At 40.3% G+C, this 26517-nt stretch carries 26 protein-coding genes and 1 riboswitch; of the genes, 3 read left to right on the forward strand and 23 right to left on the reverse strand.

The genetic code is table 11. From position 1 onward, the window contains the following. Positions 1–37 precede the first annotated feature (37 nt). Positions 38–144: riboswitch (TPP riboswitch) on the reverse strand. A 66-nt stretch (positions 145–210) separates the two neighbouring features. Further along, positions 211–1509, reverse strand: a complete 1299-nt coding sequence (locus IHV12_RS05415; protein WP_197190131.1) for a YjiH family protein — start codon at positions 1507–1509, stop codon at positions 211–213. A gap of 201 nt (positions 1510–1710) precedes the next feature. On the opposite strand from IHV12_RS05415, the gene IHV12_RS05420 reads away from it, so the two are divergent. Both IHV12_RS05420 and IHV12_RS05425 read left to right on the forward strand, forming a co-directional pair. Then, positions 1711–1980 (forward strand): hypothetical protein, encoded by a 270-nt coding sequence (locus IHV12_RS05420; protein ID WP_197190132.1) that lies wholly within the window; start codon positions 1711–1713, stop codon positions 1978–1980. 123 nt (positions 1981–2103) lie between these two features. Further along, on the forward strand, positions 2104–2289 hold the full coding sequence (locus IHV12_RS05425) for a hypothetical protein (RefSeq protein ID WP_197190133.1): 186 nt from the start codon (positions 2104–2106) through the stop codon (positions 2287–2289). 33 nt (positions 2290–2322) lie between these two features. Here the strand turns inward: IHV12_RS05425 and IHV12_RS05430 are convergent, their stop codons facing one another. From IHV12_RS05430 to IHV12_RS05495, 14 genes are all read right to left on the reverse strand, one after another. Continuing rightward, on the reverse strand, positions 2323–3402 hold the full coding sequence (locus tag IHV12_RS05430; protein ID WP_197190134.1) for a serine hydrolase: 1080 nt from the start codon (positions 3400–3402) through the stop codon (positions 2323–2325). Then, positions 3403–3612, reverse strand: a complete 210-nt coding sequence (locus IHV12_RS05435; protein WP_197190135.1) for a hypothetical protein — start codon at positions 3610–3612, stop codon at positions 3403–3405. Between the two features lie 33 nt (positions 3613–3645). Continuing rightward, on the reverse strand, positions 3646–4839 hold the full coding sequence (locus IHV12_RS05440; RefSeq protein WP_197190136.1) for a phosphopentomutase: 1194 nt from the start codon (positions 4837–4839) through the stop codon (positions 3646–3648). A 3-nt stretch (positions 4840–4842) separates the two neighbouring features. Beyond that, on the reverse strand, positions 4843–6006 hold the full coding sequence (locus IHV12_RS05445) for a YhfX family PLP-dependent enzyme (protein WP_197190137.1): 1164 nt from the start codon (positions 6004–6006) through the stop codon (positions 4843–4845). Between the two features lie 7 nt (positions 6007–6013). After that, positions 6014–7126, reverse strand: coding sequence for an aminotransferase class V-fold PLP-dependent enzyme (locus tag IHV12_RS05450; RefSeq protein WP_197190138.1), 1113 nt, complete (start codon positions 7124–7126; stop codon positions 6014–6016). Then, a complete protein-coding gene (locus IHV12_RS05455) occupies positions 7123–8055 on the reverse strand; it encodes a phosphotriesterase family protein (protein WP_197190139.1) in 933 nt (310 codons plus the stop codon). The genes IHV12_RS05450 and IHV12_RS05455 overlap by 4 nt, the downstream gene beginning before the upstream one ends. 12 nt (positions 8056–8067) lie before the next feature. Beyond that, positions 8068–9366, reverse strand: a complete 1299-nt coding sequence (locus tag IHV12_RS05460; protein WP_197190140.1) for a YhfT family protein — start codon at positions 9364–9366, stop codon at positions 8068–8070. A 33-nt stretch (positions 9367–9399) separates the two neighbouring features. Next, entirely contained in the window at positions 9400–9765 is a 366-nt protein-coding gene (locus IHV12_RS05465; RefSeq protein WP_197190141.1) for a DUF2620 domain-containing protein, read from the reverse strand. A gap of 21 nt (positions 9766–9786) precedes the next feature. Then, positions 9787–10131, reverse strand: coding sequence for a PRD domain-containing protein (locus IHV12_RS05470; protein ID WP_197190142.1), 345 nt, complete (start codon positions 10129–10131; stop codon positions 9787–9789). Positions 10132–10184: 53 nt separating this feature from the next. Further along, complete coding sequence (gene yhfZ / locus IHV12_RS05475; protein WP_231618400.1) at positions 10185–11111, reverse strand: GntR family transcriptional regulator YhfZ; 927 nt, start codon at positions 11109–11111, stop codon at positions 10185–10187. 159 nt (positions 11112–11270) lie between these two features. After that, positions 11271–15608, reverse strand: a complete 4338-nt coding sequence (locus IHV12_RS05480) for an alpha-amylase family glycosyl hydrolase (RefSeq protein WP_197190372.1) — start codon at positions 15606–15608, stop codon at positions 11271–11273. A gap of 501 nt (positions 15609–16109) precedes the next feature. After that, the gene (locus IHV12_RS05485; RefSeq protein WP_197190143.1) at positions 16110–16322 is read right to left on the reverse strand and encodes a hypothetical protein; all 213 of its coding nucleotides are present in this window, start codon (positions 16320–16322) and stop codon (positions 16110–16112) included. 164 nt (positions 16323–16486) lie between these two features. Beyond that, positions 16487–16963: a GNAT family N-acetyltransferase gene (locus IHV12_RS05490; protein WP_197190144.1), complete on the reverse strand. Its 477-nt coding sequence runs from the start codon at positions 16961–16963 to the stop codon at positions 16487–16489. A gap of 21 nt (positions 16964–16984) precedes the next feature. Continuing rightward, positions 16985–17581, reverse strand: coding sequence for an SGNH/GDSL hydrolase family protein (locus IHV12_RS05495; RefSeq protein WP_370568769.1), 597 nt, complete (start codon positions 17579–17581; stop codon positions 16985–16987). A gap of 124 nt (positions 17582–17705) precedes the next feature. On the opposite strand from IHV12_RS05495, the gene IHV12_RS05500 reads away from it, so the two are divergent. Continuing rightward, positions 17706–18740 carry a class I SAM-dependent methyltransferase gene (locus IHV12_RS05500; protein ID WP_197190146.1) on the forward strand — a complete coding sequence of 345 codons (1035 nt, stop codon included), beginning with the start codon at positions 17706–17708 and terminating at the stop codon, positions 18738–18740. Between the two features lie 283 nt (positions 18741–19023). Here the strand turns inward: IHV12_RS05500 and IHV12_RS05505 are convergent, their stop codons facing one another. The 8 genes from IHV12_RS05505 to IHV12_RS05540 form a co-directional block, all read right to left on the reverse strand. Beyond that, complete coding sequence (locus IHV12_RS05505) at positions 19024–19701, reverse strand: HAD family hydrolase (RefSeq protein WP_197190373.1); 678 nt, start codon at positions 19699–19701, stop codon at positions 19024–19026. Positions 19702–19850: 149 nt separating this feature from the next. Continuing rightward, positions 19851–20276, reverse strand: coding sequence for a 3-hydroxyacyl-ACP dehydratase FabZ (gene fabZ, locus IHV12_RS05510; protein WP_066398842.1), 426 nt, complete (start codon positions 20274–20276; stop codon positions 19851–19853). 137 nt (positions 20277–20413) lie between these two features. Then, positions 20414–20701, reverse strand: coding sequence for a DNA-directed RNA polymerase subunit beta (locus IHV12_RS05515; protein ID WP_231619488.1), 288 nt, complete (start codon positions 20699–20701; stop codon positions 20414–20416). A 15-nt stretch (positions 20702–20716) separates the two neighbouring features. Then, a complete protein-coding gene (locus IHV12_RS05520; protein ID WP_197190147.1) occupies positions 20717–21544 on the reverse strand; it encodes a flagellar hook-basal body protein in 828 nt (275 codons plus the stop codon). An 11-nt stretch (positions 21545–21555) separates the two neighbouring features. Continuing rightward, on the reverse strand, positions 21556–22389 hold the full coding sequence (locus IHV12_RS05525) for a flagellar hook-basal body protein (RefSeq protein WP_197190148.1): 834 nt from the start codon (positions 22387–22389) through the stop codon (positions 21556–21558). 217 nt (positions 22390–22606) lie between these two features. Continuing rightward, a complete protein-coding gene (locus IHV12_RS05530; RefSeq protein ID WP_197190149.1) occupies positions 22607–23512 on the reverse strand; it encodes a hypothetical protein in 906 nt (301 codons plus the stop codon). Next, positions 23502–25094, reverse strand: coding sequence for a DUF3696 domain-containing protein (locus tag IHV12_RS05535; protein ID WP_197190150.1), 1593 nt, complete (start codon positions 25092–25094; stop codon positions 23502–23504). Before IHV12_RS05535 ends, IHV12_RS05530 begins: the two co-directional genes overlap by 11 nt. A 303-nt stretch (positions 25095–25397) precedes the next feature. Continuing rightward, a complete protein-coding gene (locus IHV12_RS05540; RefSeq protein WP_197128328.1) occupies positions 25398–26393 on the reverse strand; it encodes a rod shape-determining protein in 996 nt (331 codons plus the stop codon). Between the last annotated feature and the right edge of the window lie 124 nt (positions 26394–26517).

The raw sequence follows: 26517 nt of genomic DNA on the forward strand, positions 1-26517 counted from the left end.
GGTGGTTTCACAGTTTTAAGAATTTATAGCGAAGTATCTGATCCACACACCACTTCCCTACGCTGGTTCTAACCAAATCAGGTTCCAAGGGTCTTAAAGTTCACTCTAATCTCAGCCTTAACAAAGGCACCCCTAGTGGTAATGACTATTTAATTTTTATATACTACTATTCTATCGATAAAGGGCTTTCATAACAACCAGTAAAAGTATTTATAGGAATAAATAAGCTAGCGGAGTCGCTATAATCAATGCCAACACCGTGCGTTGGAACCAGATAACTAGTAGTTTTGGAACACTGATTGGGATTTCTGTTGAGAGTACACAAGGAATACTAGCTGAGAAAAACAGAATGGAAGCTACGGATACGACACCGATTACGAATTTCGTGACAAGCGCCGCTTCCGCTACTAAGAGTGCAGGCAGGAACATTTCAGCAACCCCGATGGAAGCCGCTTTTGCCGCAAGCATAGCGTCGGGAAGCTGCAGCGCCCATGTGATCGGGTAGAAAACGTAACCCAGCCAGTCAAAGACAGGCGTGTATTCTGCCAACAAAAGGGCGATTAAACCGACACTCATAATGGAAGGCAATATACTCATCGCCATCAGAAAGCCATCTCTTAAATTAGACCAAATGTTAGTCAAGAATGCAGGGGCGTTCTGAGATGAATCCATCGCGTTTCGCCAAGCCGTTTGCAAGTATTTCTCATTCACCTCTTCTTCCGGCTGACCTTCCCCACCAGAATACGTATCATCCATTCTGCTTAACGGACGAAGTCTCACTGTGATTGCCGTTACTAAGAAAGTTACCACAAGCGTCGTCCAGAAGTAGGTGTTCCACATTTCCATCAGACCTAGCGTTTTTGCCACAATGATCATGAACGTTGCAGAAACGGTAGAGAAACCAGTTGCAATGATAGCTGCTTCTTTCACCGTATACTTTCCTTCTTTAAACACGCGGTTCGTGATGAGTAGACCGATCGAATAACTGCCGACAAATGAAGCGACGGCATCAACCGCTGACCTGCCCGGCGTTTTCCAGATAGGTCTCATGATCTTTTGCACGAGCACCCCAATAAACTCCATCAGACCATATCCTACAATAAAGGCAAGGAAGACAGCGCCGAGTGGAACGAGCAACCCAACAGGGATCACGAGTTTCTCAAATAAGAACGGTCCCATGTTCGGATCGCTTAACCAGCTCGGACCCCATTCAAAGTAAAGTAGGACAGCTGCAACGAGTCCCACAACTTTTAGCAATGAGAAGGTGGTCATGACTCGGTCTTTGTTCCACGTTTTTTTGTAGAACGGATAAACAGCACCGAGCAATATGACGAGCAATGCATAAAGCGGTACAGCTTCACCCGCTGTATCTCTCACCCATGTTACAAGATGATCGAGTGGGATCGATGACTTTCCTTTCACTGTGATCGGAATGAAGAACATGAAAATACCAACTGCACTGAACAAAAGAAATTTTAACGAATGAGACCAAGAACCTGCAGTTTTCATAACTTCCAACTCCCTTTCCGCTTGATAAGCCTGTGCTTGTCAGGCTCTCTCTACATCATATCGGGACAAAGTTCGAAATATGACGAGTCGTGCTTGTACAATTTTTATAGGTTATCTTCCCTTTTTGTGCCTTTATATGTCTGATGACAACGTGTCTAGGGAATAACAGTTACATAATCAAAAAACAGGAGTGTTGTGTGAATGAAGTATTTTATCAATGTGAACAAAAGTGTAGAAGAAGAGTATGGAAAGATGTTTGTATATGATCCTGCACGCAACAAGGAAAACGAAGACGAGCTAGAAGTGTTGAACAACTTGGACGAACAGGATCAAGGAAAGCCTTATATCTTTCCGAAGAGTTTTTTGTTGGAGGTTTCTGCTGAGGATTATGAGAGATATGCCGAGGCTAAAAGAGAAAACAAAAATATGGAAAGCTTGACCGAACAGATTTTGGAAAGGTATCGAAACTAAAGAAGAAGTAAAACGAGTATCGCAGAGAGTGCTTACTCGTTTTTTTATGGAGACATTAATTTCGAGTTAGAAAGGAAAAATATGTTAATATATAGCTAGCAGTTAAGAAAAAGGAGGTAAGTAATGAACTGGGTAGTATTAAAAGATAAGATGACAGTAACCGGCTTTAGTCTAGCAATCATATTGAACGTATTGGCGATCCTTATCGCGTCTAAAAACAACAGTTTTTGGATCTCAACCATTGTCTTTTCATTCGTCATATTAATATTGAGTGTTCGAAGAGCTGATAGATTATACAGAGAAAGTTAAAGAGCCGCCAATGTTGGCAGCTCTTTATTTTTTCTATTTTGTAATGGACTCATAAACAATATTCGCAATCTCTTTAGATAAAGGTCCAGTACTATGGTAAGATCCATTCGGTTTTGGTCCGTTGTTTTGTTTATTAGTTAATAGGATAATCTGCAAGTTGTATTCCGGATCGAAAATAACTTGTGTTCCTGTAAACCCGGTATGTCCGAATGCTTTGTCAGAGTATAGGTCACCCATGTACCAGTTCTTCTGTCTTTCCCAGCCATAGCCTTGTCCAAATGCTTGTTCCGAAGTAAAATCTTCTATAACTTTTTCGTCATATAACTCCGTTTTCCCGTATGAACCGCCATTGAGCATAAGCTGTCCTAACTTCGCAAGGTCTTTAGCTGTTGAAAAGAGGCCGGCATGTCCTGCAACTCCGCCATTGCCATAGAAACTGTTGCCGTCGTTTACTTCACCAATCAGCGTGTAGTCTCTCCATCCAACAAATAAATCTGGACTCTCTTCCACATCATAACCGAAATCTGGATCATCAATCATTTTATATTCATAAGGATTACCCCAGGAAGTAGCCGCTATTTTCTTCTTGTTTACATAGTCAGGAGTAAACATCGTATGCTTCATTTTAAGAGGCTCATAGATTTCAGATTCAAGATACACATCAAGCTGTTGGCCTGTTATTTTTTCTATGATAAATCCTAGTGTCATAAAGCTAAAATCACTGTATCTTCTGTTTGTACCTGTTTCATATTCTAGAGGCAGCTGATTAATGTAATCAAGCACTCCTTCAGGTGTTTGAACAAAAAGATAGGTTGGATACCAAGGGGTCAGTCCAGATGTGTGTGTTAATAGATCTGCAACCGTAACATGTTCTTTCCCGTTTGCCCCAAACTCAGGAATATATTCTGTAACTTTATCATCGACAGACAGTTTGCCTTCACTTACGAGTTTCATGATCCCTTGAGTTGTGCCCATCACTTTTGTGACAGAGGCAAGATCAAACATCGTGTCTTTTTTCATAGGATTAGGCTTGTCCAATAACTCTCCCATGTCATACTTTTGTGCATATCCGTACGCTTTTTCTTTTACAATTTTACCGTCTTTTGCAATCAATTAAGTGGCGCCTGGTGTAATTCCGTCGGAGATGGCTTTTTTCACTGCTAGATCTACTTCTGACAACTTTTCTCCATCCATTCCAACTCGTTCAGGTGTTCCATAAGAAAGTTTAGTAGCTTTTGGCTGTGCATGACCTACATTCATGTTTCCTAATAAAGTTACAAAGCAAAGAGTGATAAACATCATAACTGATAACGTTTTTCTCATCTTAAGTCCTCCTGTATTTTAGTTAGGAATCTGTTAAGCTCTCATTACTTCTTTTAAAAAACTTGTACCATATTCAGGCTGAGGTACACCTGCCAGTTCTGCCATGGTGGCAGCAATATCAGCCATCGTACTTCTCACACCAAGATTAACGGGGTTTATCTTTTTTCCAACCACAAGAAGTGGTGTTTGTTCTCTTGTATGATTGGAATGTCCGATAGTCGGATCGTTTCCGTGATCGCCTGTGATCAAAAGAACATCCTCTTCATCCATCTCTTCAATAAACTCTCCGATAAATTGATCTGACACTTCCAAAACATCCTTATACCAGTTAACATCTTGTTTGTGACCAGCTAAATCTGTCTCTTGAACATTAACTAAAAGGACAGCATTATTCTCGGCTTTTCTGTGATATTCTCGAAATCTGTTTAAAACATCTCTCGTATCAACGACTGGATCCTTAAAACCGGATGCCTGGATAACATCGGCTGTTTTTCCGATGCGATACACCGGAACGTGATTGGCTTCAGCAATATACGGGAACTGCTTATGAAAATCTACACCAAACCCTAAATGCAGAACGTGGTAGCCTTCTCCGTAAACATTCGTTTTTGGGCTGTCTACTCCCCATTGGATGCCATTCTTTTCGGTTACTGCAGAAAGAATGTCCGCTATATCTGACTTTTTATTACCAAAGACAATCACCCTGCTCGTATCTACACAGCTTCTCACCATCCGTCCGATCTTGCTTGCTTCTTCAAACGTAATCTGATTAATATCACATACGACGTTGATAATATTACCTGGCGAAGACTCCAGGTTATCGCCTACGACAATACAGCCTTCAACGAGCAGTATGCTTGCACCCTCCATAGGATGTGAAACTTGGTAGCCCTCATCTTCAAGACTTTTTTTTATTTGATTCCCTGTGTCCTTCATAAATCTTTTTTGAGGAATCCCAGGTCTGCTTCCCATCAGCTCTTGATGACCCATATATGTGTCAGCACCATGATGAGCAAGGTTGTTTCTTCCATATGCTGCCTTAGGTTCACCTTGCTGATCAACAAGTCTGCACAAACCTAACTCATATAAAAATGGTATGTGCAACTTGGTCGCTTCTCTTAAATGTTTATAGGTATTCGCTTTCATGTCCTCGGGCTTTACTTCTGCACAGTCTTCCATTGCTCCAATACCAAACCCATCAAGTACTAACAGTGTAATTTTCCCCATGATTTACATCCCTCTTCTCTGAAAATAAACGACCTCTGGTGATTGGGAATCTACTCCTTTTACAAATGCAATATGGGCTCTTGTCACAAAAATCTGTGCGCGAAACGCATAGATTGCCGTATCGCCCACTTGCATATCTTGCTTTTTTCTCACACAGCCGTAGTAATCAATATTTTCAATAGAAACCTTTTGTATAGGAGTACTTTTCTCAAGAATGGAACTCTCGTTGTTTCCGTAAAGGACGTTTTCCATATTGGAGCGTGAATAGTAACCTCCCGCTATCGTGTAGGCATGATCCTTATCCATATGGGAAATTTCTGATACATAAACCATTGATGGAATCTCTATTTGATTTTCATCATAAGCATGCAGCGGTGTTGTTCCTGTTATGGCGTGGCCAGGCTCTCCGTGTGTAATGCCATGCTGTTTTAATAAAGGAATCGTATGGCAGCTGGTGGAACTTGGAGCGTTTAATTGCTTTACATTAATCCCGAGGTTTCCAAAAATCTCACTAGCTTTAAGAAGGGTATTTAAATTAGGCGTAAATTCATAATCTGTCTGGGATGTATTTAACTGCATAATCGGGAAGTTCGTTAAGCCTGTAATCTGGATTCCAGGCAATTTTTTTATTTCTCTAGCAGCACCTTCTAAATCAGCAAGTGGTATACCGCCAAATTGCCCCGGGTAGATAAGATCGTTTTCGCCAACTATTCGTAAAATCACGTCCTGTTTAAGACCAATTTTTTCTGCTTCCTGAGATAGCTGCACCGCTCTCTCATAAGAAAAGAGGGTGATGACTTCTGGCTGCATTTCAGTCAGTACACGCTTCCATTGATGTTTTCCAGGCTGAACAAGATGACCAATATTTCCGATCTTACAGTTGTGGTCAGTGAGGTTTTCCGCTTCATCAATATCCACAGCAACTGCTCGTTCAATCCCGTTTTTCTCTATGATTTTTCCAATAAAACCGCTTCTGCCAATCTGCTTAGTCATGTAATAAAGGCTGATGTCGTGCTCTTTTGCCGTCTCACTTAAGCTTTGAACATTGGATGAAAGGCTGTCCAAATCAATTACATATGTGTTAGGGGGGATTACACCACTCTGATGTAATTTCACTGCTGAACTTATCAATGCCGGGTTTCGTTTAGCGGTCATCTGTAAAAACATGCTGTGGTCAACCCCTTATCTCTGTAAACACTTCTTTTAAGATGCGAATAACAGTATCTGCAGAAGATTTCATTGGATTAATGCGTATTCCAGAATGCTTTAATTCAGGATTGCTCTCCATAAAACTCCCTGATACACGGTAAATCATCGGCAACAGCTCATACTTCGACTCTGCACCGACCGGATATGTAGCAGCTCCATATGCCGATGCCTTAGCGATCACCACTTGTGCAATCGGTTCTTCTAATTCCAGAATGACGTTCTTCGATTGTGAGTTCGTGATATAAGCTTCCCTCACTAGCGGCAGTTCGTTTTGGTTCAGCCTGCTACACAGTTGCTCAACTTGCTCGTTCTGAATGGCAAGCATAACTGGTGCAAACACCATACTGCGAAGTAGCTCATGCGCTTCATGGCCTTGAACCTGGCCGCCTCCAGAGTAGTTCTGCTGATGAATGTTTTTGATAAGATCACTCGAACCCAGAATAATTCCGATTCCTTCTGGCCCCATCAATTTATATCCAGAAAAAGTTGAAACATCCGCTCCGTATTCTACTCCAATTCCTTTCATTTTCATTGTGCAGTAGTTATCGTCCACGATCACACATAAGTCAGGACGCAGTTTCTTTACGGTTTGGATTACATTTTTTAAGGAATAAGTATCTGTCGGCTGCTGTCTCGCGTGCTGTACGTAAAAGACTTTCGATTCACGATCGCCCTCAAGTACTGTTTGAAGTTGTTTTTCATCGTTAAAATCTGCGGGGTTTTGTTTAAGCCCCATTAATCGAAAGGTATCTTTTGTCGTCGTATACATAGGAGCGGTATGTACGATGACCGAATCACCGGGTTCTACGACCATACTCAACGCAATTCGAATCGCACCTGTTCCACTTCCCCTAACTAAAGCACATGCTTCAGTGTTAAAAGTCGAGGCTAATACCTGTTCCACAAGAGCAGTCGTTTTCGGGCGATGATAGTCAGGGTGGAGTCCAACATCACCTGTTTCAAAGAAAGAGTTATGCTTGAATACCTTCGTGACATCATCAAGCAGTTTAAACTGCAGTTCTGTCGCTTCTTGTAATGTTAAATTCGGCAGTATGGAATCAGCATACTTTTGTGTCAACGTAAATCACCCTTCCTGCTGTGTATGCTAAATGCTTTTTGCGGGTTTTTAACAAGGAGTTTATTTATTACATCCTCTGTTACGCCTTCTCGTCGCAAAGCTGGTATAAACGCACGCAGCACCACATCATACCCCTGACCTCCGAAAGCACTTAAGTGTGACTTACGGGTTAGGTCGCTCGAAAGGAGGATTTGGTCTTCATATCCTTTTCCAATAAAAGCAATCAGTGATGCTAATCTGTCTTCGTCACTCCGATAGTTCGTTTTTCCGATGGTATCGAGTGCAACAAAAGCACCGCTTTCCAGTACTTCAAGAACGATCCCATCTGATGTGTTTAAATCTTGATGACCGATAATGACTTGATCTAACGGTAAGTTTTCTTTTTGAAACATCTCTACTTGTTCTAACGCACATGTACCTAGTGTCGTATGTGTAGATAAAGGAAGACCAGATTGTTTAGCTGCTTGAATCGCACCATGAAACATTTCAATTTCTATCGGCTTAAATTCGTTCAAGCTACTACCGATCTCCCCGATCACTCCTGGCTTAATCCCTGTACCTTCAATTCCCTCTTCGATCTCAGATATCATCCAGTCTGCAAGCTGTTCACGGTTCCACGTTAACCTTCCGTCAGGGATGAAAGGATCTTTATAACAACCGGTACTTGCCACGATATGCAGATTTAACCTTCTACTTATCTCCTGCAGTTTTGGCACATCACGGCCCATTCCATCATTCGTCACTTCAATGATTGATTGACCACCAAGCCTTTTAAAAAGTTGCAGATCATCAATTACAAGATCTAAATCTTGAAGTCTAGTATCTTCATCTTTTTTTATCCGGCTCAGATCAACATAAAGGTGTTCGTGACAAGCACAAACACCTAGTTGATCGGACGGAATCTTTCCTAAAACGGTTTGAACATACATATCACTTCTCTCCTAACCAGCCGGGGGCGTAAACAGTCCTAATAGCACCAGAAGATTTCCGATTATACCAACAGCTATTGCTCCTACAGGTCCAACTGCCATTCGAACGATTGGTCTACCTGCAGCTTCATTTAGTAAATAGAATCCTGCGATAGCAAAGAAACCAAAACCAGGCACGATTGCATTTGCCGCGTTCGCTCCACCAATCAAGAGAGCAACTTCCAACACGCGTGTCATCGCCGTACGAATATTTTCTCCAGATGCACGGATACCTGGATAGCGGTCTAATAGTTTCGCTAGCTGTGTTAAAAGCATAACTTCAGCAAAGATGATCACTGCACCAAGAATTGCTGCAATGAGCGGATTTGGCGTGAAGATTCCTGCTCCAAAAACAAAGGTGAATCCTACTGGCCCATAAACTCCTGTTGCAATCGCTGTACTTGCAATAAGGGGAACGAATCCAATCGCTTTAGCTAATGAAGCGATTCCACCTTCAGAAATCTTCCCTTCTGCTAGGAGGTTTAGTGAGATTGGGTCACCTGCAATTAATAATAGATTTGTAGCTGCAGCAACTAATGCACCGCTCAGCATAAGTACCCACACATATTTTTTAATTTTGGCTACACGTTCGGTAAAAAGGGTCGCAAGCGTTGACAGGTTCTGTTCATCAGACTTTTCACGAACTGCAAATCCAATCAAGAAGAACATCCCCACAACTAGTGCGATACCTTCCGGGCTCAATACAACCGGTGATCCATCAATTTTGAGAAGCTGTTCTGTGTTTGAAAATACGATAAGCTGACGGGCAATTGCTGCAGCTAAAAATGTGATAATACCTTTTTTAATACCAAATTGAAGTGCGATCGCGATCGCCGGGAATACCATAAACGCAACAACAACAGGTTCACCTACTTTGTTGAACCCTTCTACGAAATTCAACGGAAGCAACTTGAATGCATCCACTACCGCCTGAAGACCAAGGTAAATCCCTACTCCATAAAGAGCTCCTACTATACCTGCAACAATGGCGTAAACTTTTCCTCTTTGAAAAGTAAGACCAATAATATCAGTTCCAAGCAGGATGCTATGGATTAGAATAATACTTCCTGCGATTGAGATCGGAATACCGAATCCGATTACAAGACCAAAGCTCATTGCAAAAGCTGTTACACCTAACTCTTTACGACTCATTCTTCCTTCTAAGTTTTCCGGAACAATAGGACGGAGACCATCGTTGAAAACGGCTATTCCTAAGTTCGCCATAACAGCAGCTAAACCACCAATACATGCCATCAAAATAATTTCTAACATCCCAAAACCCTCCCCCTAAATGGTTAACCCTTTCTACACTTGCTGCTTCAATAGTGCATCCATTAAAAATTCAACTGCTTTTTCTTTGTGGTCTCCTGTAAATCCAAATGCCTTAGCACCACTGCTCACGCTTTCTTCCACTTTTTCTTTTACTGGCGGCTTACCTGGCATAGAAATTGTTGCACATTGCTGTTTTCCTAAAAGTGCTATAGCCATGGCGAGTGCTCCTCCACCTCCTGTATGACAAGCTCCAACGTAATAATCAGCACCTCCAGATTTAATTAACATAGCGGCATCTAGATCATTCTTAACCATGACTACTACAGAATCACCTCCACACTTTTTTACAAGCTGTTCAATTTCTGCCTTATCTACCTGGCCTCCAACAACAATCTTCACAATAATTCCTCCTTTATATTTTTAAGCGGATAATACAGTAACAAAGTGCATTAATAAAAAATCTCTTTCTTCCTTTGGTATTGAGCTACCCAACTCTTTTTCAATCCATTTCACACGCAGATCGGCTTCCTCAATACATAAAGACGAATGTATTTCATTCATAATTTCTTTTGGCGGAGGATATAGTTTCTCTCTTCTTTCCATCCGAGTAACTGCCATAGCCAAGTGAGTAATCAACATGGTATATTTGTTTTCATTTTCTGGTGTTACAAATTTGTCTATTGTTTTTTTGCAAATCGTTTCAGCCTTATTCGTGATGCTGTCGGCTGATTTTAAAATTTGCAGTCTTGTTTCTAATGCCTGCATTTCATTCACCTTCAATGTACAGTTTTTTGTATTTTGATTTTATAAGAAAGCATTTAATATTTTGGGATGCGCTTTCCTTCTTCCACTTTTCGCTGTGTTTCTATCACCTGGTTAATCGATATAAGATTGAGCATGTACTCTAACTTTTTATTATTTTTTCGAATCACACAGACAGCTTCCGTAATTTGCAGCTCCTCTTTTTTTGCAAGGGTAGAGGAAAGAGGAGACGTGTGATACATTTCTAAATCAATCTCATCTGTGTTCCAAATCGCAGCATCAATAGATTTTGCTTTTAAGTGCTGTAAAAGGTGCATATAGTTAAGATCAACGTAATCTACATCTAGATCCTTCGTTTCAGCCATCGTTAATGTTTTTTGATCTGTTGAGAAAGAATCAATACCAATTTTCATCCCGCTTTTTACTTCTTTGTTGTTAACATCAGCAAAAATCACAGCATGTTTCGATACATACGTACCTGTTCCAAATCTTAAAACAATCTCTAACTCTTTGTTTTCCTTAATCGCTTCAAGCGCTGAATATTTAGAAACTAGGGCAAAATCGTATCTTCCTTCTTTTACTCCTTCTAGCCTGAGCTTTGCTCCCCTCATGAATGCAATGTTAAGATTCAGATCTAACTTTTCAAATTCTGAATTAAAACCAGAGGCAAGCCCTTCATACTTTTTAGAGTAAGGAAGAGGCATAACTCCTATGATTCTGGAAGTTCCGGCATACTTCAAAAGACACGAGATATCTTTTGCTCTTAAAAATGTTCCTAAATGTCCCCTTGAATCTAATTTAATGCAGGAGACAGAATCAAGATTTTTTAATGCCGTTTGAATCGTTCCCCTTCCAACTTGGTACTTATCAGCTAACTCACCAATCTTAGGGATTCTTTCATTTACATCAACAAAAAGTAATTCTTCTGCTATTTTTTGAAGAACAAGTACTTTTTTTGAATACAAAGGTTCAAAGATTTCCATATCATCACTCTTGTACAATTATTTGTATATTGCAACTCGTACATTATCATAATATGAAAACGTTTACAGTAAAATGTTTGAAAATTCTATTATTTTATTATTAAATTCGACAAAAAAATAGATGCCACCGAACTTTTTCTCAGTGGCATCTATTTTTTTCTAGTTCTTATTAATCGTCATCACAATATCTTTCGTGTTCTTTCCAATCGCTCCGCCGTCATTTTTGAAAATAGTCGTTTTATTCTCTTCTGACGGTTCGATATGAATGTTCAGCTTGTTCTCTCCTGCACTTAAATTCACCGTGTGTGAGAACGTCATGTCATCATTGATCGTAACCGGCTGACCGTTGATCGTCATCACACCCTCTTTGATGGCGTTCCCTTTTAAGGTAATCGTATCAGATGTTACTGTCTGGCCATCTGTGTGAGAGGTCACAACAACCGGCATGTCGATCCATCGTAAAATTTTATCTTGAACGACCATCGCATTGCCGCCTTGGTTCGTGACGACAAAACTCAAGTCAGTTCCTGTTGCACCGTATCCGTAATAACTTACATCATCATCGTTCGGATTACCCGGTGTATGGTCAGCAAGTCCTTCTTGATCCCAAGAGCTATTCTTGGCGTATTTGTAGGTGATGACTTCGCCTTCTTGCGCTTCAAACGTATATTCATAATCGTTCGTTACGGCGCCGCCACGCGTCATCTTCCACGCACCTGTATTCCAGCCGTTCTTGCTGCCTGGCATCGTAATATCGACGCCTTGTGGTGTATAGGCAGGTGCATTCACTTTCATTGTGACTTTTACCATTACAAGGTCAGGCGTAACTTGAACGGCGTTCGACTTCACACTGTTACCGGCTTTATCGAAGATGTGCACTTCGTAACTATAGACTTTTCCGTTTGTTACGTTCAAATCTTTGTACGTTGTGGCACTTGTATCAAGGACTTGGTCGATAACTTCTCCATCACGAACGATCGTGAACAAATAAGGTTCGTTCGCTCCTTCTACAGACCACTTCAGATTCACTTGGCCTGATTCTTGCGCTGGTTCTTCTAATGTTACGGATGTTGCAGGAGCAGTCGTGTCATCCCCTTTTGTGAACGTAACTGTCTTTGTTTCACTCGTGACCCACGTTCTGCCTAAATCGGTTGAGAACGCATAACGATACTGATACGCTCCTTCTTTGAACGGTAAGAACTCTCCGCTAAACGTGTTAAATTCTCCGTTTTGAGCGGTGTACGTACCTTTGTGAGATGTCCAGTTTGTTTTACCTGGCTCTTTTACTTGCAGCTCAGCTTGTAATCCTTCTGCAAGTTCTGTCTCTGTTTCACCTGTAATTTTGATATCTGCTGAAACCGTTTGTGGTTTAGATAGGTCAATCACGCCATTCTTTAACGCTGTTACATTTGAAATGTTATAGTTTCCGTTCTTTAACTCCACATGCGGAATTGCGGCTTTTGATTCTGTTTTCATCGATTCGTTATTGTTTTTATCAATTGCAACGACCGCGAAATAATACTTGCGTCCGTTGTCTAGGTTATCGATTTTGATTGAGTTACCTTTCGTTTCTGCTACCTTTTCATAAAAAGCACCAGAGATCGTGGTTTGATAGATTGCGTAACGTTTTGCGTCACCTTTCCAGAAAAGAGAAACAGAGTGACTGCTTTCTGAAGCTTTTACGTATTTAACAGCTTTTGGCGCTTTCAAATTCTGGTGCTTGTCCGAAACGAGCATACGACCGCTCATCGCCGGCACAGTTACCGATAGCTTTCCATCCTTAACAGCTGTTTTGTATTTTTTGTTCAGCTGATCTGTTAGCTTCACGTTGTTTACGATCAGCATCTTCACGTCCAGTTCAACAGTCTTAGATTCGTTACCACGGTTTGTAATCACAAGGGCTGCATTTTTCTTATCTGTACGAGCGTATGCGAGCACATCTTTTTCAGCGTATAGATGGTGAAGTTCACCATAGCTGAAGAGATCATGGTAATCACTACGCACTTTTCCGATGTTTTGATAATGCTTTACAAGATCTTTGTCTTCAGAACCCCATGGATATGTTCTTCGGTCATCGGGATCTTTAGAACCCGTAACGCCTGCTTCATCTCCATAATAAAGTGTTGGTGCGCCAGCATAGCCCATCTGTAAGATTGCCGCTAGCTTCAGTCGTTTCACACCTAGCTCGTGGTCATATTTTGGATCCAGCTCAGCACGCTCGTAAGAATCTGTTCCGTTTCCAAGTATAAACGCTGCACGAGGTGTGTCATGAGAGCCCATCAAGTTCATCAACGCATAAAACGCTTCTTGTGGGTAATCTTCAAACACGGCGTTCATCTGGTTTTCTGCGCCTTCTGCGTTACCGTTCTTCAAGTAATCGATCATCGCCCCGCGGAAACGATAGTTCATCACAGAATCATACAGATCACCAAGGAAGTATTCAGATGCGTCATCCCAGATCTCACCTAGAATTAACGGATCATCTTTCTTGCCTTCCTTCAGCTCTTTTCGGAACTCTCTCCAAAACTCTGTATCTACTTCGTTCGCAACGTCCAATCGCCAGCCTGATGCACCGCGATCTAACCATGATTTTGCAGCCGAATCTTTGTCGTACATGATATAGTCTGCGAATGGTTTGTTGTTCAACTCAGAATCATAGTCTACCGCTTCACCAGGAATCGATTTGATCTCAGGAAGTGAGTCAAAGCCCCACCATGCTTGGTATTTATAGACGCCGTTCACTTTTTCGTTCTCGATGTTAAACCAATTATGAAACCCGTATGAACTAAACTCTTGTCCTTCTTTCTTAAACTTTGCTTCTGTTTGTTTTTTTGCTTCTGTTTCTGTCAGACCTTTTGAACTCATCAGGTCATAGATGCTTGCCCAATATTCGTACGCCCCGACCGTTTTGTATTTGCCGTATCGGTCAAAATAGATCGAATCGTCTCCAACATGGTTGAATACACCATCAAGAATCAAGTGCATCTTCCGTTTTTTCAGTTCTTTTGTAAAAGCCTTAAATTCTTCTGGTGACCCAAACATCGGATCCATCGCTTTATAGTCCGTCGCATCATACTTATGGTTGGATGCTGCATGTGCAACTGGATTTAGATACAGCGTATTTACCCCAAGTGACTCGATATAGTCTAATTTCTTCTGGATACCCGCAATATCGCCACCAAAGAAGTCGTTCGACCATATTTCGTCTCCATCATAGCCTTCTGTTTCTGCTTGACGAGGGTTGTCCGGCAGTTCATTCCAATCTCGGTGCTCGATCGGTTCAGTGCCACGTGCTGTTGTTTTTGCTTTGTCGTTCTTTTTGTTTCCGTTATAAAAACGATCAGGGAAAATCTGATATACAACAGACTCTTTCATCCAGTCAGGTGTTTTATAAGACGGGTCGTATACGGTCATCTGGAATAGAGCGGCATTCGTATCGGCTGCTGCCCCTTTTCCACCCTCACCAATATCTTCTCCGTATTCTTTTACCGCATCTCCATCACGCGCGGTGAATTTATAGCCGTACACCCCTTTTTCTTCAGGTGTAACCGTAGCTTCCCACAGCTCGATGTCTTCGCCGTCCACTGTCGTCCAGCCAGCGTTCACCATATCTTTTACCGTCGTATTACCTGAGTTATAGTTACGAAGATATAGCTTTGCGCCAGTCAGGTCGCCCTTTTTCGTTTGCAGGCGCAGTGTTACGTCTTGTCCAGCTTTGATCGCTCCAAACGGCGCACGAAATGCTTCGTTCCATGTGTCATGGTGAAGCTTGCCTGCGTTCACGCTGCCATCCGGAAGACCCGCGTCATAGTTCGTGTACACTTCTTTTGTGTCATGGTTGTAAAAAAACGTGATCTCAGTGTCTTTCAGTACATTCAATTTCATGTTGTCTGCCGGGTAATTTTGGGCATCCCAATTGTTGCCGAGCACTATTTTAAATTCGTGCTTACCTTTTGGCACTTGTGCGGTGTACGTATAGATGTTGTCACCGTCTTCATCTTGCAATAGTGCGGTCGATTCACCGGGTGTCCACTCGCCACCTGCTCCGATATCCGGCTGAATGTCACCTACGATTCGAGGTGTTTTCTCAGCAGGAAGTGGTTCTGAAATCGTTAATTTGTGAGTCGTGTCATCATAAACAAATGTAACTTTTTTTTCCGTGTCGATCGTCAACTTGTAGTTATCCCCACCTTGTTTTCCATCCACTCCATAGTTCTCGTCCCATGAACCATTGATCGCAACCTTGTATTCATAGGAACCAGCTGGAAGTTTTCCTGTAAGCTTGTACTTTCCGTTCGGTTGCTGTTCCATTTTTGTAGCAGTGTCAGCCGGGTTCCAGTCACTAGAACCACCAAGTTCAGATTGTAGATCTCCGACAAGTGTTACGTTGCGCTCCACAGCTTTTGTTGAAGAAGGTTGTATGAGTAATGCAGATGCAAACGTTTGCAAAATAAGCGTAAAAAGCAATAACCAAGAAACCGTGTTGCGAGTTTTCATTTTCCTCACTTCATTTCCCCCTTTATTGTTGTGCAAATTAGCGAAAGCGTTTGCACAAATGCTTTTAAGATAACGCTTTCATTCCTTTTATTATGCCATGTTTTCTTTTCTTGGAAATGAGCCGTTCGGCTGATAAAACTGTTTATAAATAGTTAAATATTCTTATGTTTTCGACATTTCCAAGGCGTTAGAGGGTTTGGAAATATGAAGTTGATAGCTGTTTACTTGTTTTTTTAAGTCAAGAGTGAAATCTGAGGGTTATGGAGCGAAACCAGGGGTTTATTGAGCGAAACGATGGTTAATTGGAGCGGAACAAGAGATGTTTGGAGCGAAAAGCGGTCATGTTTGAGCGAACGTGTAATATATAAAAAAACACGTACCGTGAAATTGTATAAGATGCACGCACCTTGCAGTTAAATTTGCTCGCCCCATGTCAAATTACTTCAAACAACAAAAAGCCGGGTCCTCTCTGGTAGGTAGAGGCCCGGCACTTCTTTTATCTTATTCAGCTGACTCTTCTGTTGATTCCTCATCTGTTGAAGTTTCTTCTTCTGTAGAACCTTCTTCATCGGTCGTTGTTTCTTCATCTTGAGTCTCTGTTTCTTCTGTGTTTGTTTCTTCATCCGTGTTCGTGTCTTCCGAGTTGCTACATGCAGTGATCAAAAATATTGCCAAAAGAGATGCTCCGATTTTAGCCAAAAACGTTTTGCTCATTGTTCAATTGCTCCCTTCGGATTTTCATTATGATTTTTGCATGAGTATGGGATTTCTTTGTCCCTGTTCAGAATATATCATGAAAAAAACCCGAAAAGACGCAATTTACCAAGTCATAACGGAGACTTTACAATACTAAAATCAGCTTTATATTAGCTTAATAATTATAGATCATAATGCAGCACATATTGCGGCCCGACTGGACCAGGTTTGATCTGACCGCGATCTACAAAACCTACTTTTTCGTAAAGCTTTTTTGCAGAATCGTTCTTAAAGTTTACGGCTAAAATGAGCTCGTTTACTTCCGGAAAGTGTTTGGAAACAAACAGAGGAAGCTGCAACATCGCAACTTTTGCGTACCCTTTTCCTTGCTCAGGGTGATTGATGGATAAAGCACGAATGACCATAGCGTTCGGGTTTGCGGTAAAATCTCCAATGTTCTCACCCTTATGCAGTACGAAAAAGCCGACTGTTTTGTTGTCATCCTCAATAACTACAGGATGACGCCCCTGATCTTTTTCACATTTCTTTAAAGCATCATTCGGCATGGCCGTGAATTTTTCTTGTTCCTGAGGTAAATAAAACGCGTTTAATGCATCTCGATGTATCTCGTTAAAGAAGGTTAGTAATGTGTTTGCCATCTATGTAACTCCTGTTCGGTTTTATTGGGTAACAAGTGATTCTGCCGCTTCCAGCCACGTTTTTGCCATGAGTTCGTTACCTTTGCGTCTCATATGTACACCATCTGTTGTTAAGGACACATCTGGCTTTTTGATTAAATGGTTGATAAAAACATCATGTGTAGGTACGAGCATGGCTTTAAATTCTTTTGCTAACTTTCGGACCACTTCCACGTACGGCATCAACAGCTGATTTCCTTGAGATTCTGTGTTTTCCTTTATAATCGTAGGTTCCATTAAGACAAGTTTTGTTTTTGTTGAAAGTTGAGATAACAAGCCTCGGTAAACCTCTTCAAACTGAGTAACATCGATCTGCTCCAATTGAGGGCTGTCGAGCTGTCTCCACACATCGTTGATTCCAATGGAAACAGATAGCAGATCAGGCTCAAGATCAATTACATCTCGCTGCCACCGAAAAGCGAGGTCTGTCACGCGATGTCCATTCACACCTTTATTGATCACTGTTACTTCCTTTGGCAAGACTTCTTTAATCATGCGAACGTAACCGTCACCCAGTCGATCTGCGTCTGTGTTTTTATTTGAAGCTGTAATGCTGTCACCGATAAAAATAATCTTCATCTCCATTTTCCTCCCTGTTTTCTTTATTCTATTTTATCACGTTGAAGCGAAATGTTAGGATTTAAAGGATTTTACATTCTTTCTTTGAATATCTATAAAAAATCCTTTTTAAGGAGGTCGTATCATGCTTGAAACAGCGGTTCAGCACCAAAAAACGTTTGGCCAAACGGAAATGAGACCGTCATACCGAATGGATCTGCGACAGTATAGAGACAGAAAAGAATATGAAAAGTTTGTAAAAGTAAATACAGTGAACGATTGGTCCACCGTGACTTGGAAAGACATTGGTAAGCCGTATGAGGTGACTTCTTTTTCAAAAGAAAAAACAGAGTGGGAACAGACGCACGGCGAGATGCTCCCGGTCCACACATCCTGGACGATGTTCAACCAGTCCTTTCACGAATGGTTCTCTAAGGATGTACCCACTGAGATTGGGGATAAAAAGAGCGCATTTTTTAAAAGTTTAACAAGCTTCAAGCCTAGTGAAGTAAAAACGGCACTTGGTGATTACGTGCGGATCCACCTCTGGAATTATGTGCACCGTATTCAAGACGGCATCTGGGATCCGCGCGGAAAGAGAGCTTTGTTCGAGGGACTGGACGTTAAGAAACCTCGCATTCTATTTTTGGGTGCAGCTGAAGGCTATGAGGCGATGCAGCTAAGTGCGATGTACCCTGATGGTGAGATAGTGATGGTGGATTATGATCCGTTCTGCCGAGATACACGGTTCGCAGAGTTTCCTGAGTCTTATCCGTTTTTAGGGAAAAATTCACGAACAGGTGGAGACAAAGTTTATTATAAAAATGACTTCAATATCTCGTATGTTGTGGATGATATTCGCAATCTTCCCTATGGCAGAGAGTTCGACATCGTGCTCAGTGTCGGGTTGTTAGAGCATTTTCCAGACGCTATGAAAGCTGAAGTCGTTGAGTGGCATCGAAAATTCTTGAAACCAAGTGGCTATATCGTGATGACGACACCTCGTGCGCAAATGCGTTCCAAGCTATATTACGAGATCATGGCTGATGTAATGAATCATACGTATCGGGAGCTGATGACGTTAGAGCAGATGGGGCTCTATCTGCATGAAAATGGTCTGGACATTCTACGACACGGTTACATTAAGGTGCATAATGGAATTGTGGCGAGGGCGAAATAGGAATATGTGAAACCTGGAGAGGGCTCCAGGTTTTTTTGATGTGTTCTTTTATTGTAAGGTCTTTAGAATATTTGATGTTAGCTAACAGATTGATAGCGAAACATGTCGAAAATCGGATAAATCATTTTATACACGTAATTATTAAGCTTAAATCCGGATTTATTAAGCTTATCTGCGGATATAAAAGGAATTACCCCGTAATATTTTACAGTGATTTTCTTATGTGGACATATAGGAATAGTGTATTTTTCAGAAGTACACTTAATCCATATTTTTATTATTTTCAGCTCTTGATTTGAATAGTTGTGTTTTTCAATAATACTTCCCTTAATTCTGAGACAGTTTTAACAATATTAGTAGGTTTTGCCACTGTAAGTTCTTCCATTGAACCATATCCGTATGTAACGCCTATTGAATCGATATCTGTGTTATGTGCGCCGATAATATCATGCTTTCTGTCACCAATCATGATGAACGTTTCCTTTGGTTGATCGCTGTAATGGTGAAGGATGTGCTGGATGATCTCCGTTTTACTCGTACGTGTTCCATCGAGATTGCTGCCAACGATCAGGTCGAAATGGTGGTAGATGTTGAAGTATTTTAAGATTTCTTCAGCAAATACGGTAGGTTTAGAGGTTGCGACAACTAATGTATGGCCATTATCACTCAGTTCTTGAAGAAGTGAAGGGATATGTTCGTAAAGTGTATTCTCGTACATGCCTTTGTCTTTGAATCTTTCACGATAGTACGTGATGGCTGTTCGGATCTGCGTTTCATTAAAGGAATAGAATTCTTGGAAAGATTGTTGAAGTGGTGGTCCGATGAAAGATTCTAAGTGATCAAGGTTCTCTTCTGTAATGCCCATTCTTCTCAAGGCAAACTGAACAGATTTTGTGATACCGATTTTAGGATCAGAAAGAGTGCCGTCTAAGTCAAACAAGATATATTCATAATTCATCATCATGATTTACTCTCCTTCGCAGCCATATTTTGAAGCTCAAATTTAAAATAGCATAAAAAGAAAGCTTGAAATAGGACATACACCCTAAGGGAATGCTCTATTTCAAGCTTTTATGATAATTGTGTGGGGTCAGACCCCACTGTGGTTTTTTATTTGCCTAGTGCGAAGGTGATCTCGACTTCGCAGGCTACTTGGCCATCAACCGTTGCGATCCCTTTGCCTTTACCGATCGAACCGCGCACACGTGTCATCTCAACTTCTAGACGAAGCTGGTCGCCTGGTACGACTTGCTTTTTAAAGCGGCAGTTATCGATGCCTGCAAAAAATGCTAGGCGTCCACGGTTCTCTTCTTTTTTCAGCATCGCGACTGCACCTACTTGAGCGAGTGCTTCCACGATTAATACCCCTGGCATAACCGGATACTCCGGGAAGTGACCGTTGAAGAATTCTTCGTTCGCTGTAACGTTCTTAATTCCGACAGCACGCTCTCCTTCTTCTACTTCTAAGATGCGGTCAATCAGCAGGAACGGATAACGGTGCGGAATGATTTCTTTGATTTCTTCGATCGTTAACATATACAAACATCACCTTTCTTTTTTCACTCATTGTTTCTAATCTATTTTTATTATACTTGGTATTGTTACCTGGTACTAATTTTACATCAAAAGAAAACAATGACTACATTCATTGTCATTGTTTTTTTATTATATCTTTACCCATCTTTTTCTACAAGGTCGATGATGTGTGTCCATGTTTCTTTTTCAAACACGTTCATCGGTTTGCCGTCACCAATCACGCCATAGCCAACCATCGTACCAACAGCAAAGCAGACGATGATTCCACAGACGAGGAGCAGAAGACGAAGCCATATCGGAAAGCTTCTTTTCGTTCGGCGTTGGTACCACTGTTTCTTCTCTTCTTTAGTAGACGTTTCTTTTTCTTGGTAACGCTGTGTTTTCGGTTTTTCGTTTTTATTCAACTCTTGCATCTTATTCGTCATACAAACCTACCTCATTTAGCGAAGCCCGTTTACTAACCCCATCATTTGGTCAGCAATTGTAAGAGAACGCGCATTAAATTGATAAGAACGTTGTGTTTGAATCATTTCCGTCATCTCGGTGGAAATGTTTACATTCGAGGATTCGAGTGCCCCTTGCTGAACGAAGTTACCTGCTCCAGCATTTACTTCCTCTATCAGTTGATTCAACGGAATGTCCTGTGGCGCTTGCAAGTTCTGCCCGACAGATACCATCAACTGCGGCCGAACCATGTTCACAATCGCTAGCTGTCCTGATTCAACAATCGCTCCATTATTTAACGTTACCGAAACTTGGCCGTTTTGTCCAATGGTAATTTTGCTATGATCAGCTGGAATCGTAATCGGTCCGTCTACACCCATTACTTTATTGCCTTCTGATGTAACAAGTTCCAACTGATTCGGGTTGATAGCAGACGGTGATAAATAGAACGCGCCGTCCCTTGTGAACTGCTGCGTTTCGTTTCCGTTGTTATCCACGCCAGAAACCTGAAAATAAAAGCTAGGCTGTGTGAGCGCTACATCAAGAAGTCGTCCAGTCTGTTGCAGCGTGCCCGCTTCTAAACTAAGTGCAGTTGAAGAAACACGCGCTCCGCTGCCCAGTCGAATTCCGTTGGGCGTTAGTCGGCCCGCTTCAGTCGGATTCAGTGCTTCACTATTGATCTGCTGAAAAAGAATATCCGAAAATTGCGCCTCGCGTCTTTTATATCCGTTCGTCGTGCTGTTCGCCATATTATTTGAGATGGCATCAAGCTTATGCTGCAGCTGCCCCATCGTTACTGCTGCTGAAATCATAGACTGGTTCATTTTTGATCCCCCTAGCCGATTCGGCCAATTTCGTTCGATGCTTTTTCCATGGTACGGTCATAGGCTTGAAGTACTTTTTGGTTGGCTTCAAACGCACGATAAGCCGTCAGCATCTCTGTCATCGTCTGTTCCGTGTTCACGTTCGAACGTTCTACAAAACCTTGCTGCACGTTGTACGTGATGTTCGGATTCCCAAGAGCACTCGGCGCATCCCCGTTCCCATTCAGTCTGAATAACCCTGAGCCTTCTTTTACAAGATCGTTAGGGTTCGTGATGTACGCAACATCGATCTGCCCCGCAACTGCACCGTTATCGAGCACCGTGCCGTCTTTGTTCACTGTAAAATTGTCGCTTCTCACCGTGATTCGGTTACCATCGGTTCCAAGCACATAATTTCCTTCCGGCGTTACAAGACTACCTTCTGCATCCACTGAAAAATGACCGTTTCTCGTAAAGCGTTCTTCACCGTTCACGTTCAATCTAAAAAACAGACCGCCGGGCTTACCTGTTTCGGGGTCAAGTGGAACTTGTCCTTGAAGAAGCGCCATATCCGTTTTTATCCCCGTCTCGCGCATGTCACCTTGTAAAAAGTTAGGTGCAGTTTCCTGAACGTAAACACCTGTTGAGAGTGCCGCTGGTCCGATCGGGTAGTTGTTCGGCAGCTTCTTTCCGTTCATCTCCGTCTCTCCCATATGCTGAAGCAGCATCGTCGGGAACGTGCGGAGACTCGCATTGTCCGCTTTATATCCAGGCGTATTCGCATTCGCCATGTTGTTTGTTAAAATTTCTTGTTTGCGCTGCTGTGCCAGCATGCCAGCTGCAGCATTATAAAAGCCTCTTAACACGGAGTATTCCTCCTGTATTTGTAATCTGGACACAAAATGTCTCTTCCGTTGTATCGACAGTTTTTTACAATTATTAATAGATTTCTGCAAAAATTGACGGAATCCTGTTATAAAATGATTGATTTTTATCAGTTTACCGTACATAATCTAGAATTTTTTCAAGGTTAATTAAAAAAATCCTCTTTTGGAGCAATGAGGATTTTTAGGATATTTCAAATTAAGATACTACCTTAGCCGGCGGCAAGGTATCATCTTGTATATCTTCTTTGTAAGTAATAGTAATATTAGCTTGATGAGTTAAACCATTTCGCCCGAATACCATCATTCCTTTATCAATCTCTATATAATATTGATCAGTAATTATGTCTCGTGCATGCTGATCTACTTTTCTTGTAACAATATGAATTTTAAAATTCCATTTATTAAAGGGGGCACTTTGAAATGTTGATTTCAACTTAGATTCATTATTCCCCTTATTAATCATTGTGAATATTTGGATATAGGCGCCTGGCTTAACGTTACTTAAAAAATATTTCAAAAACTGAGTTCGATTTTCATAAATATAGTTATCAATAATAATAAAATTATCTTGATTATTTAAGAATCTAGAAAGCCAGTTACTTAAATCGTTACTAGATTGGTTTGCCCTAATAACTTTTCTTATGATTGGCAATCTATAATTATTTAATAAATTATTGTTACTTCGATTCAGTACATCTTTAGAACTTAACTTGTTAATAGAATTACTTGAAACTGATTCACAAAAATCTTTGGCAGTACAGTTACTAAGAAGTATTTTATCTTCAGTTACATTACTAATCCCAAGTAAAGTATTGTAATATGCATTAGAAGTTAAATTTTTATTGCTATATGACTCTATTATCTTAACATTGTCTTGTTGGCTAACCAATGTTTGAAATAAAGTTATAAACATATCACATAAATCAGGTCTTTCTTTTTCGAAGTAATCAAAGTATTGATTCTGAAGGTCATCATGTATAACTAACTTCCTTTTATACAACTCTCCGAGTAATAAATTCCCTGTTGAACTAACATCAAATTGACTTAAATTCTCTAAACATTGAGCAATGATTGAGTGGCATGTAGTAATTTCAATTCTCATAATTATTATTCACACTCGCTACTCTTATTAATTCTCTACTCAGTTCAAAACTTTTATCAAAAAATCCTGATGGCCATTTCTCAATAAATTGTCCTTTACTATTTAAATTAATTTTGTTTACTACTGAATGACCTTCCATCTTATCAACATAATATATCCCTACATCATTATTTGTTAATGCTACTTTAGGATCTGCCACTAAGACTTGTAATTTTCTAATAAAATGTTCGCTGTGGGTTTCAACAAGAATATTTACTCCTTTCGAGTCTATAACTTTCTGAACAAATAAATCTGCTAAGCTAGATTGTGCCGCTGGATGTAAATGTAGCTCTGGTTGTTCAATAATAAAAGTTTTTTTGCGCCCATACCTATACAAATTTCTTCTAATTTCGTCATCCATTGTATTTTCATAATAAATTTGAGTAACGATGGGCAAAACCTGAGCCACGCCGTAACCTACATCCATAATATTATGACTTATCTCACCATTTCCTGAAGAAACCATCAATTTAAACAAATTGCTATTTTCTATTTCTTCAATATTAATTTTATAACCCATTGAATCCTGAAACCAGTTAGAAACATTAGTCAATAATCTATCTTTACTTTGCTGTGATTGTCTAAGTATCATTGAAGCATTTTCACCATTTTTACCAACATCCATAAAGCTACTTTCAGATTCTCTATAGATTCTTTCTGGATCTTTTCTAAAAGGACCAATATAAGATAAAGTATTAGAAAACATAGTAAAAATACGATTCAATGATCTTAATAGGGTATCAATAATAATAATTGTCGAAAAATATGATTCTTGTCTACTAAATATTTCATTGTACCTGTCATCAAAACCTACTTCCTCCAAAGATTTAATTATTCTATTAAAATCATAGTCTCGAACGAGGTCTCTAATTAAATTTTTATTAAAAAGTTCATCATTTATTAATTTATCAACATCACTAATCTTAAATAATTGCTCCATTAATCCATCACTAAATATTTCTAATTGTGGAATAAATTTATTGAATCGAATGTTTATATCAATTTTATTTGAATTTTGAAAGTTTACTAATTGATTATCTTTTATAAACTTATGAAGGTGTAAATTGTATTTGTTCTTTGTATTTCTTATTATTGTGAAAAGTTTAGATCCATTATTACTAAATATAAATTCTTTAACTACAATTTTTTTATTATGTTTTGTAACAGTTACAGCAATTGAGTAATCATCCAAATCGCTCAGAATTCCCCTTATTTTATCTCTTGTTATATTAGTACGGTACAATGCATGATGAGATACAGGTTGGGCCATTATTTGCTTTTTGCTAAATCCAAAAGAAAATTTTATTTCATCACCATTATGATTGTGAATAACATCATCGAAATTTCCATAGTCAATCTGTTTACCAAAAAATAAAAAAGGAGTAAAAATATCTTCTGTAAAAGTTTGACTTAACATAACTGGAAATCTTAATAAGCTACTTTTCCCTGAACTATTCCGACCGACAAAAATACTTATTGGCTTTATTTCAATATCACCTGAATCCAAAAAGGATTTGATATTTTCTAATTTAAAAGTTTTCATGAACTTCTCCTTATTTTCTTATAATGGTTTATTTTACCACTATTATCCCAAGCTTAATATATCTCTTTTTTCCTAAAGAGAGTTTAATCAGTAAAACATTGTATTTACAAAAATATGATAGTATTTTTGCCTCGAGTTTCCCAAGTATTAAGGCTTTATCCCTGACTACAACTAAATATTCAGTTTATTTTTTCAGCTCTATGAGTTACCTTCACGACTTTGTGTTCAGCTATTTTTACTAATACCTTTACAGTAAAAGGTCAAAAATGAAAAAAAACCACCCAGAAGGATGGCTTTTTCTCATTAAAACACTTTTCTTTTCGCGATCTTATCCATATGTTCAAGCATTAAGCCTGTTCCGTTCGCTACGGCTCTCATCGGCTCTTCTGCGATCAATACAGGTACTTTTAATTCATCTGCAAACAGCTGGTCGATTCCGTGAAGAAGCGCTCCACCACCTGTTAGCATGATACCACGGTCGATAATGTCAGCGGATAATTCAGGCGGCGTTTTTTCTAGAACGCTCTTTGCCGCTTGAACGATCACCATCACTGGCTCCATCAATGCGCGTTGAATTTCTTTTGAACCTACTGTAATCGTACGTGGAAGTCCTGATACCATGTCACGGCCACGGATCTCGAGCTCTTCGTCACGCTCGTAAACGGTAGCTACGTTCAATTTAATATTTTCAGCCGTACGTTCACCGATCAACAGCTTGTACTCTTTTTTAATATATTGAAGGATTTCAGTATCGAACTTGTCCCCAGCCATCTTAATAGAAGAGGACGTAACGATATCTCCCATGCTCAAGACCGCAATGTCAGTTGTGCCACCACCGATGTCCACAACCATATTGCCGCTCGGCTGGAAGATATCCATCCCCGCCCCAATTGCAGCCACTTTTGGCTCTTCTTCAAGAAAAATATGTTTCGCTCCGCACTTTTGCGCAGCTTCTCTGATCGCTTTTTGTTCAACGGACGTAATGTTCGTTGGTGTACAGATCAAGATTCTAGGCTTGGCAAACATGCCTTTTACGTTAATCTTATTAATAAAATGTTTCAGCATCTGCTCGGTTACTTCAAAGTCAGCGATAACGCCGTCTTTTAACGGGCGGATCGCCACGATGTTCCCAGGCGTACGGCCTACCATGCGGCGGGCTTCTTCTCCTACAGCGAGTGCTTTTCCGGTATTCGTGTCGATCGCAACGACAGATGGCTCATCGAGTACGATCCCTTTTCCTTTTACATAAATCAGTACATTAGCGGTACCAAGGTCAATTCCAACGTCCCTTGAAAACATGTTATATCCTCCCTGTTAACATCCATACGATATAATGACATTTTTAGTAAAAAATCGAAGTTCTATCCAATTTATCATTATATCACAAGTCTGTCGAACAAGGTGAAATATTGTCAAAAATTAA

Source organism: Fictibacillus sp. 7GRE50, assembly GCF_015903875.1.
Lineage (GTDB): Bacteria > Bacillota > Bacilli > Bacillales > Fictibacillaceae > Fictibacillus > Fictibacillus phosphorivorans.